Source organism: Alkalicoccus luteus, assembly GCF_012034335.1.
GTDB classification, from domain to species: Bacteria; Bacillota; Bacilli; order Bacillales; family Salisediminibacteriaceae; genus Alkalicoccus; species Alkalicoccus luteus_A.
This window is the reverse complement of the sequence record NZ_JAATHJ010000013.1, coordinates 60,322-69,367: the sequence shown is the minus strand read 5'-3', so window position 1 is coordinate 69,367 and position 9,046 is coordinate 60,322. Positions and strand designations below refer to the sequence as shown.

Sequence of the window (9,046 nt, the reverse complement as noted above, 5' to 3'; positions counted from 1 at the left end):
ACGAAGATCAAACTCATTAAGCGCCGCGCTTATGGCTATCGAAACAATGAACACTTTAAAATACGTATCAGTTTAGAAACTGGCCGAGCAAACTAGCTCGTCAACTACACTTTATGGTGAAGAGCCATGTGTAAGAAGCTCCTTCTCCGCCTAAATTATTCTTGTAGACGCTCTTTCATGATAAGTGTTACTTCTATTATAGGTTTTTTTACTCAAAAAAACGACAGAATAAACATTCTGCCGCTACTTAAAGATAGATAATGGGAGATACGCAGAGACGAGGTAGTGCGGAATATCCACTACTTCACTCAGCTTTAAGTCCACCGCCGTGCTGCAGAGCATGTACGCTTCGACGTCTGAGAGACCGTACGTGTGGCTGATGTGCTCAATCATATAGCTGACCGCTTTCCTGCAGGCCGTCATCAGATCCTCACCAAAGCCGGTAGTGACATAGTAGCGCTGATCAGGCGGACCGTGAACGAGCGGGCCTTTCGTCTCAAACTGCGGCTCCTTGATCTGACGACCTTTGTGCAGCTGAAATTTCAGCTCGATGTCCATCGGTGCTTCAATCGCTGTTCCGCACACTTCTCCGTCTCCCTGGGCAGCATGCGTGTCACCTACGGAAAACATCGCTCCTTCCACCCATACCGGCAGATACAGCTTGGTTCCTCGGGTTAAGTGGCGGATGTCCATATTGCCGCCGTTTTGACGCGGAGGTACAACGCTGTGGGCCCCGTGTTCAGCGAGTGCCGTTCCGATCGTCCCCGGAAACGGTGCAATCGGAATCTCGATGCCGTGAAGGAATTCCGCTTTTCCCTGCTGCAGGTCCCAGATTTTTAATGCAGCCTCCTGAAAATGGTCGCTCAGAAGTCCAAATCCAGGAATGACGCCCGTCCAGCCCCAGCTTTGCGGACCGAAGCCGAGAATTTCCACTTCCAGCGTGTCGCCGGGCTTGGCTCCTTTAACGTAAACCGGGCCGTTCACCGGGTTTACTCGATCAAAATCGAGTGCTGCCACGTCTTCAGAGGTAGACGTTTTCGACAGCTGGCCGGCAGACGAGTCCGTTACTTCAAAGCCAATTTCCTCTCCCGGCTCTGCTTCATACACCGGTTCGAGCGACCTGTCCCAGACAAAATGGTGGTGGTGACGGTGAATCGTATGGTTCATATACGCTTCCTCCTCTCCAGTCTGTTTCCATATTATCATGTCTATGGATTGACCGAAAAACAAATGCCCCGATATTGAAAACGCTATCATGAAAATACCTCGTTTATTTACGCTCAAGTGGTTGTTATTACGCATTATCCTCTATATAATGTCCTTTATACGAAAACATTTGTACCGTAAATAGAGACAATCAGGAGTGAGCGGGGATGGCACAACAGATGAATGTAGGACTACTTGGCTTCGGCACCGTAGGAACCGGTGTACTTGAAATTATTGAACAGCATCAGGATAAATTAGCCCACCAGATCGGAGCACCCGTGAAGGTGAAAAAAGTGCTCGTATCGAGTCTTGATAAAGATCGCGGTCCGGCAGCTGCTCATACAGAGCTCACGACGAATGCAGATGACATTCTGCTTGATGACGATATCGATGTCGTCGTTGAAGTGATGGGCGGCATGGAGCAGGCACGCGACTATATGAAAAAAGCGCTGGAGCAGGGCAAGCACGTCGTGACAGCCAATAAAGATGTGATGGCTGTATACGGCAGCGAGCTGCTGAAAACAGCAAACGAGCAAAAATGCGATTTATTTTATGAGGCAAGCGTCGCCGGTGGCATTCCGATTCTGCGAACGATCGTCGAAGGCCTTGCCTCCGACCGCATCACGAAGATGATGGGGATCGTCAATGGTACGACAAACTATATTCTTACGCAGATGACGAAAGAAGGACGGCTTTATGAAGACGTGCTGAAAGAAGCACAGGCACTCGGCTATGCGGAAGCGGATCCGACAGCTGACGTCGAAGGGCTCGATGCTGCGAGAAAAATTTCGATTCTCGGCACGCTCGGCTTTTCCATGAACCTTGATCTGGACGATGTGTCGGTTTCCGGCATCAGCAGCGTCACAAGCCAGGACCTGCAGTACAGCAAGCAGCTTGGCTACACGATGAAGCTGATCGGCATCGCCGTCAGGGACGGAGACAAAGTCGAAGTGAGCGTGCAGCCGACGCTCGTGCCGCACGAGCATCCGCTCGCGTCCGTCGATGACGAGTTTAACGCCGTATACGTATACGGGGAAGCGGTCGGGGAAACGATGTTTTACGGCCCCGGCGCCGGGAAGCTGCCGACGGCTACCGCTGTCGTTTCCGACTTAGTGGAAGTACTGAAAAACAAGCGGCTCGGGGTTACCGGCAATTCTGCTATCATCCCGCAGTTTGAGAAGCAGCTGAAAACCGATGAAGAAATCCGCTCGAAATACTTCCTGCGGATTCACGCCAAAGACAAGCGCGGCACGTTCGCCGCCCTGACCAGAATTTTCGATGAGCATAACGTAAGTCTGGAAAAAATATTGCAGGTGCCGCTGAATGAAGGGCGCCTGGCTGAGATCATTGTGGTCACTCATGAAGTAACGAAAAAAGACTATGAGGAAGTACTGGAGCGCCTTCAGGACGAGGATGTTGTCGTCGAGATTAAGAGCAGCTACCGTACGGAAGGAGACATGTCATAATGCTGTGGCGCGGACTGTTAGAAGAATACAAGGAATATTTGCCGGTCAATGAAGATACACCAATGCTTTCGCTGCAGGAGGGCAATACTCCGCTGCTGCCGATGAAGCATCTTTCTGAAAAGCTCGGCGTGGAGCTGTACGTGAAGTACGACGGCGCCAACCCGACCGGCTCGTTCAAAGACCGCGGCATGGTGATGGCCGTTGCCAAAGCAAAGGAATCCGGAAGCGAAGCGATCATGTGCGCTTCCACCGGAAACACGTCAGCTGCCGCGGCGGCTTATGCCGCCCAGGCAAAAATGCGCTGCCTGATCGTCATTCCGGACGGGAAAATTGCGATGGGCAAGCTCGCGCAGGCGGTCGTCTACGGGGCTGAAATCGTCAGCATCGAAGGCAACTTTGACAATGCCCTGCAAATGGTGCGCAACCTGGAAAAGCAGACGCCGATCACGCTTGTAAACTCGGTGAACCCGTACCGGATTGAAGGACAGAAAACGGCGGCATTTGAAGTGGTGGACGCACTCGGCAGCGCGCCGGACGTCCTGACAATTCCGGTCGGCAACGCCGGCAACATCACGGCCTACTGGAAAGGGTTTGAAGAGTATCACAAAGCAAGCGGAACAGGCCTGCCGCAGATGCGCGGCTTTGAAGCAGAAGGTTCTGCGGCGATTGTGCAAAATAAAATCATCGATCAGCCGGAAACGCTTGCAACTGCGATCCGAATCGGCAACCCGGCCAGCTGGGATAAGGCAGTCAACGCCGCGTCAGCTTCCGGCGGCGCAATCGATTTTGTGACAGACGACGAAATTGTCGCTGCCTACAAGCTGCTCGCACGCGAAGAGGGTGTATTTGCTGAGCCGGCTTCCGCTGCTTCTGTTGCCGGTCTGATCAAACAGATCGAATCCGGCGAAATTAAAAAGGGCTCCCGCGTTGTTTCTGTTTTGACAGGAAACGGACTCAAGGATCCGAATACGGCGATCGACACGGCTCCCGTACAGCCGGTAAAACTGCCAAATGATGAGCAGGTCGTCTTTGATCACATGCTTGGAAGGGTGAAACAGTCATGAATCAACAGTGGAAAATCCGCGTTCCGGCAAGCACCGCCAACCTCGGTCCCGGATTTGATTCGATCGGGATGGCGCTGAACCGCTACCTGACGCTGTATGCAGAGCCGGCCGACGAGTGGGTATTTGAGGCGGATTCACCTCATCTAGAGGGCATTCCTTCCGGAAAAGAAAACCTGATTTACATCATTGCTGAATGGATCGCAGAAAAGTACGACGTTGCACTTCCCGCCGCCCGCGTCAAAATGGAGAGCGACATCCCGCTCTCGCGCGGATTCGGGAGCAGCGCCACGGCCATTGTAGCCGGCATAGAGCTCGCTGATGTGCTCTGCGATCTGCAGCTGACGCGCGAGGATAAAGCGCATTGGTCCAGCCTCTACGAAGGCCATCCGGATAACGTCGTTCCGTCCATTTACGGCGGGCTCGTCATCGGCAGTCAGTACGAAGAGGACACGTACCTTGTGCACGCCGGCGTGCCGGATATCGATCTCGTGGCGGTCATCCCGTCCTATGAGCTCAGCACGAAGGAATCGCGCGATACGCTGCCGGAGGGCTTTTCCTATAAAGCAGCCGTCAATGCCAGCAGCGCGGCCAACGTGCTGACAGCTGCCATCATGCAAAACAACTGGGAACTCGCCGGCAAAATGATGAAAAACGATCTGTTCCACCGGCCGTACCGCCTCCCTTCCATCCCGGAATGGCAGCGCGCCGAAACGCTGCTTGAAGAGCTGCCGGTTTACGGTGCGACACTGAGCGGCGCCGGTCCGATCATTCTTTTCTTTATCCCGAAAGGAAAAGGCAAAGAAGTGCTGCTCCAGCTCCGTTCCCATTATCAGGAGCAGGCAGTTGAACAAGTCGAAGTCGACGCAGGAGGCTCCTTCGTGGAGGCCATCCCCTGCCGCGAAGCAGTTCGACGATAGAACGTGAGGAAAAGCCCGAAGCCGCGCGTTGCGGCTTCGGGCTTTTATGTGCAGTGAACGGGGAACGGACTGACGGCCGGACGGTGAAGATTAATAAGTTGAGGACAGAGAATGAAAACTTCAGGTATGAAAATGATAAGATATTCGCTATTACGAACGCAGAATGATAACGGTAATAAGTTTACGTGCAAGATTAATAAGTTGAAGACGGAGAATGAAAAGTTGGAAGGCTGAAATGAAAAGTTTCCGCCCCCAAATAAAAACTTTCATCAGAGTATTCCAATCACCAGGAAGCTTCCGGCACCCGGAAGCGATCCACCGTGCCCTTTTTCTATACTACTGAGGGACCACCCTGAGAAATAGCTGAAGGCAAGCCTGCGGCAGGCATAGAAAAACCGGAAGCAGAGCCCGCTTCCGGCTTTCTTTCCCTATGCAGCTTTTGGACGGCGGCTCTGCGGCATCCGCTTTTGAATCCAGTCGCGGCCAAGTACGTGAGTGCGAAGGTAAGGGATCACCCAGCGGTCCCCGCCAAAGCGGCCTGCGTTAGCCCCGGCAGCCAAAATGAAGATGGTAATCAGGACGAGCAAAGGATTGGTAGAGATCGTTCCGGCAAACAGGAATGCGAAGTTCATCACGATTCCAAAGAACGCAGCAGCCGTGGTGAAAACACCGAGGATCAGTCCCAATCCGACAAACAGTTCACCCCAGGCGACCATAAAGCTGAAGAGACCGGCGTTTGGTAATGCTATGTTTTCAATAAAGGCGTGGTAGGCAGGATATTGTGCGGCGACATCAGCATTAGCTACAACGCCCTGCAGATAGCCGGAAGCATCAAACCCTCCAAATACCTTGCCCCATCCTGCAGTCAACCAGGCCCACCCGAGATACAGGCGGAGAAACGTGAGAATACCAGCAGCAATCCGATTGTTCCGTAAGAAGTCCATAAACATGATTAATTCCTCCTAAGATTTTTATAAGTATGGTTTGGAAGAAAAGCTGCTCACGTTTCTCGTCCCTGACGGACGGAACAAAGTGCTTCCGGCTCTGCGCGCTGGAGTGACCGGCTGTTAGTTTGTGAATTGGTGAGCAACCTTTCTATAGTTATACTATAGCATACGTTTGTGAATCACTGAGCATTTATTCTGTGTCCAATTTGTGAAATGTTGAGCAAGTCATCTTGATCGACTATTGCTGAATAATCCTTCTTCATAAGGACTATAGATTCCTTATCGGCAATCCTAGCTTTTTTTACAAATAATCATTTAACTATAAACTGTATTTATCTCGTAGCATCAATTGTAAATGCAACGCCCTTAATTGGTTGATTTCGAAAAAAGAACAATAAAAAAAGCACCCGATCGGGTACTAAGTTTCATAATGAATGGTTTACCGCTCCTCATTACCCTCATCTGCTTTTCCAGATGGCGCTCGAATGACCGTCACTAAATCATGATTAATCACGATTTTTTCTTTATCATAAACTTGCTTGCCTTTAAAGGATGCTGCTATATCCAGAGCCTCTTTCTCGCTGTAAGCCTGAATGCCGACCTGTACAACATGGCCTTTCTCAAATTCAAGTTCGAATGTGAATTCTTGCATGTTCATCATCTCCCACTATAGTCGTTCGACACATGAAGGAAGATACCTGCATATAATTATCGAAGCTATGATATCCTTTAGCAAATACCGGCTGTGAGGTCATCAGGAACTTGTTTTCTAGTCAGAGGTTGGAACGCGGCTCCCTGGTCCTTTCATTCATAAAGAGAAACCCTTTCTTACATGGATTCAAGCTGTCGACAAACAGCTAAAATGATCATGCAGATGAATACCATAAGGTTCTTCGCCCCGATCGAACCCTTTTCGGAGGTGGAGGCTTCAAATAACTAGCTTTATGAAACAAAGCCAGTGGACCTTCGACTCGCCTATATCCTCCCACTGCTTCTGCAGCTTTCGTATAAACTTAGTGCGGTGCCGGGAATTTGTCCACTTTATTTTCAAATTAAAAGGCAGGCGCTGAGTCTTCTCTAACATACTGTTATGAATTTCGACACCACCATGCTAAGTGCCCCCTTCGACACTCCATCCATATATTTATGCTCATAACCAAGTCGCTTACCGTAGATCATGAAGCCGATCCAAACCAGTTCATCCGTAATTACTTCTACTAGGAAAGATGTGCTATCAACGTTCAGTACCTTCACAGCCGTTCGCCCTTTTGGGAGTTGATATCCATATAACAACTGACCTACGTATCCAGAGCGTACATCTTCCAGCCCCTATACTCGACAGTTTTGACAACAGCTTACGCATTCCCCTCCACCTACAGGTCCTTATAGACACAGAAGTTCTATAGTACAAATAGCAAAAATATTTGACGTATCGACGGACTGTCGGGAGCAAGTAAAATAAATCTTAAAGGATCCTAGTTCTCTTGTAGCAGGTCTGGATGATAATATAGATGCTTAGACAACGTTAAATGCTATTGAAGTGTTATAAAAAAGGTAAAAAGACTAAAATAATACTTTCTTTTTTATCCTCTTTCTGCCATATTATAGTAGAGTGATATAATATGAATGATTAAAGGGGTTTTTACGATGAAAAAAGCGGTATTTGCGACTACACTAGGCGCTGCTCTCTTACTAACAGCGTGCGGTGAATCTGACATTGAAACAAATTCAGGTAATGAAAGCAGCAATAATGCTGAGGCTAATGCTGCTGAAGAGAATGAAGAGGTTGATAATGAGCCTGAAGAAAATAATAGTGCTGAGAACGACGCAGACGAAGATAACAATGAAAACAATGCTGAAAATGAAGCTAACGAAGAAGTGGAAGAAGAAGGCCAAGAGGAAGAAAGCATCTCAATTGGTGATACAATCACATTTGATGGTTTAGCAATCACGTTAAATGATGCATATACATCCGATGGTAATGATTTTGAGACTCCAAATAATGATCATTATGTGATTTTAGACATGACGATCGAAAACACTACTGATGAAGAAGCAAACATCTCTACAATGCTGCAAATGAGCTTGCAAGATGATGAAAGCTATACTCACGATGTAACAATTTACACAGATACTACTGGAACTCTTGATGGTGAAATTGGTGCAGGTAGAGACGTTCGGGGTGAGGTCGCATTTGATGTCAATGATTCTGATACTTATGAATTCATTTTCGAGAACCCTTTCACTTCGGGTCAAGCAATTTGGGAAATCGAAGTTAATTAATTAAATTTATTGGGAGGGGTTATCTCATGGCGGAAGAAACTGCAGTAAATGAAACTACCACAAGAGTTATCGTCGAAAAAGAAGATACCAACGGAATGGCTACAGCGGCGCTAGTTTTAGGTATTATTGGTTTAGTTATTGGCATCGTGCCTTTCATCGGTTGGTTTGTCATGCCGCTTTGGATCCTTGCAGTGGTCTTTGGTATTATAGGCATGCAAAAAGAAATTAAAAAGGGTATGGCCTTAACCGGTGTGATTCTAGGTGGAATAACTATTCTTTATAAAATCGGGTTTTGGGTACTTATGATAATTGGTTCTGCAGCATAAGAAAGTCCTTAGGGGCTTTTTTTGCGCCAAGAAAGAACATTGGTTCTTGTTCGAAGTTGATTCAGTGTACTTGTCTGATATAGAGACATTAGTGAATCATATTTATGCTGATGTTAATGATATCTCTATAAGAGCCTTAAATATTTGTCTTAATATCAATGTTACTTATCACGCTGGCGGTCCCGCTATAATCGTTCATCATTACGATCGATTTAACTGGGGTCCGATCCGGCCGGATAGCATTAGCCAATGGTGAGCCCGCTTTATTAAACGAACAGGAATCGAGAAGGTTCGCTTCCATGATTTGCGGTACATATCTATAACATATTTAATCGAAAAAAATGTACCAATGAAATCGATTAGTGATCGAGCAAGTCACAGCAACATTGGAACAACAATGAACATCTACGGCCATAAAATAGTAGAAGTAGATCGTGCAGCTGCAGACCAGTTTAATCACTTCTTCGAGGATAAGTCTGTGGATAACTAAAATCCTGCCCCATTTCTGCCCCATCGACCTCTAAAGAGCTACGTATAAGATCTTACATGCTAACTGCAGATATAAAGAAAAACCCTTGTCTAACAAGGGTTTTAGCATTTGTATGTATGGCGACCCTGAGAGGATTCGAACCTCCGACCTGCCGCTTAGGAGGCGGTAGTACTACAATTAAAGAAGAACTATGACTGTGCAGAAACCCTATTGAATTAGTCTCTCAATGGTATTGTTAAGGATTGAAATATATAAAATTGGGAGCGAACCAATGAAATCCGCTCCCATATCGCTCCCAAATAAGATAAACCAACTAGCTTTTATGTGGACTGTTAATCTTTATTTAA

The 9,046-nt window shown here is 47.8% G+C and carries 10 protein-coding genes; 7 read left to right on the top strand and 3 right to left on the bottom strand.

Annotation, left to right across the window (positions count from 1 at the left end; genetic code table 11):
* Positions 1–96, top strand: a 96-nt coding sequence (locus HCN83_RS10240; protein WP_168006037.1) for a transposase, incomplete at its 5' end; no start/stop codon positions are given.
* Between the two features lie 147 nt (positions 97–243).
* Here the strand turns inward: HCN83_RS10240 and HCN83_RS10235 are convergent.
* Positions 244–1,167, bottom strand: coding sequence for an acetamidase/formamidase family protein (locus tag HCN83_RS10235; protein ID WP_168006943.1), 924 nt, complete (start codon positions 1,165–1,167; stop codon positions 244–246).
* Between the two features lie 206 nt (positions 1,168–1,373).
* Between HCN83_RS10235 and HCN83_RS10230 the strand changes: the two genes are divergently transcribed.
* Genes HCN83_RS10230 through thrB form a run of 3 tightly spaced genes read left to right on the top strand, consistent with a single transcriptional unit; the run spans position 1,374 to position 4,653 of the window.
* Complete coding sequence (locus tag HCN83_RS10230) at positions 1,374–2,672, top strand: homoserine dehydrogenase (protein ID WP_168006941.1); 1,299 nt, start codon at positions 1,374–1,376, stop codon at positions 2,670–2,672.
* Positions 2,672–3,736, top strand: coding sequence for a threonine synthase (gene thrC / locus HCN83_RS10225; protein WP_168006939.1), 1,065 nt, complete (start codon positions 2,672–2,674; stop codon positions 3,734–3,736). The genes HCN83_RS10230 and thrC overlap by 1 nt, the downstream gene beginning before the upstream one ends.
* The gene (gene thrB, locus HCN83_RS10220; protein WP_168006937.1) at positions 3,733–4,653 is read left to right on the top strand and encodes a homoserine kinase; all 921 of its coding nucleotides are present in this window, start codon (positions 3,733–3,735) and stop codon (positions 4,651–4,653) included. Before thrC ends, thrB begins: the two co-directional genes overlap by 4 nt.
* Positions 4,654–5,081: 428 nt before the next feature.
* On the opposite strand, the gene HCN83_RS10215 is transcribed toward thrB, so the two are convergent.
* Together HCN83_RS10215 and HCN83_RS10210 are read right to left on the bottom strand one after the other, a co-directional pair.
* Positions 5,082–5,603 carry a DoxX family protein gene (locus tag HCN83_RS10215; RefSeq protein ID WP_168006935.1) on the bottom strand — a complete coding sequence of 174 codons (522 nt, stop codon included), beginning with the start codon at positions 5,601–5,603 and terminating at the stop codon, positions 5,082–5,084.
* A 436-nt stretch (positions 5,604–6,039) separates the two neighbouring features.
* Positions 6,040–6,252 (bottom strand): hypothetical protein, encoded by a 213-nt coding sequence (locus HCN83_RS10210; protein WP_168006933.1) that lies wholly within the window; start codon positions 6,250–6,252, stop codon positions 6,040–6,042.
* A gap of 995 nt (positions 6,253–7,247) precedes the next feature.
* Between HCN83_RS10210 and HCN83_RS10205 the strand changes: the two genes are divergently transcribed.
* From HCN83_RS10205 to HCN83_RS18410, 3 genes are all read left to right on the top strand, one after another.
* Positions 7,248–7,883 carry a DUF4352 domain-containing protein gene (locus HCN83_RS10205; RefSeq protein WP_168006931.1) on the top strand — a complete coding sequence of 212 codons (636 nt, stop codon included), beginning with the start codon at positions 7,248–7,250 and terminating at the stop codon, positions 7,881–7,883.
* 26 nt (positions 7,884–7,909) lie between these two features.
* Positions 7,910–8,209, top strand: coding sequence for a hypothetical protein (locus HCN83_RS10200; RefSeq protein WP_246238187.1), 300 nt, complete (start codon positions 7,910–7,912; stop codon positions 8,207–8,209).
* A gap of 265 nt (positions 8,210–8,474) precedes the next feature.
* Complete coding sequence (locus HCN83_RS18410) at positions 8,475–8,699, top strand: tyrosine-type recombinase/integrase (RefSeq protein ID WP_343033705.1); 225 nt, start codon at positions 8,475–8,477, stop codon at positions 8,697–8,699.
* The last annotated feature ends 347 nt before the right edge of the window (positions 8,700–9,046 follow it).

Coding starts and splice junctions, on each gene's coding strand:
- HCN83_RS10235 (WP_168006943.1), bottom strand. CDS start 1,167: ATGAACCATACGATTCACCGTCACCACCACCATTTTGTCTGGGACAGG.
- HCN83_RS10230 (WP_168006941.1), top strand. CDS start 1,374: ATGGCACAACAGATGAATGTAGGACTACTTGGCTTCGGCACCGTAGGA.
- thrC (WP_168006939.1), top strand. CDS start 2,672: ATGCTGTGGCGCGGACTGTTAGAAGAATACAAGGAATATTTGCCGGTC.
- thrB (WP_168006937.1), top strand. CDS start 3,733: ATGAATCAACAGTGGAAAATCCGCGTTCCGGCAAGCACCGCCAACCTC.
- HCN83_RS10215 (WP_168006935.1), bottom strand. CDS start 5,603: ATGTTTATGGACTTCTTACGGAACAATCGGATTGCTGCTGGTATTCTC.
- HCN83_RS10210 (WP_168006933.1), bottom strand. CDS start 6,252: ATGCAAGAATTCACATTCGAACTTGAATTTGAGAAAGGCCATGTTGTA.
- HCN83_RS10205 (WP_168006931.1), top strand. CDS start 7,248: ATGAAAAAAGCGGTATTTGCGACTACACTAGGCGCTGCTCTCTTACTA.
- HCN83_RS10200 (WP_246238187.1), top strand. CDS start 7,910: ATGGCGGAAGAAACTGCAGTAAATGAAACTACCACAAGAGTTATCGTC.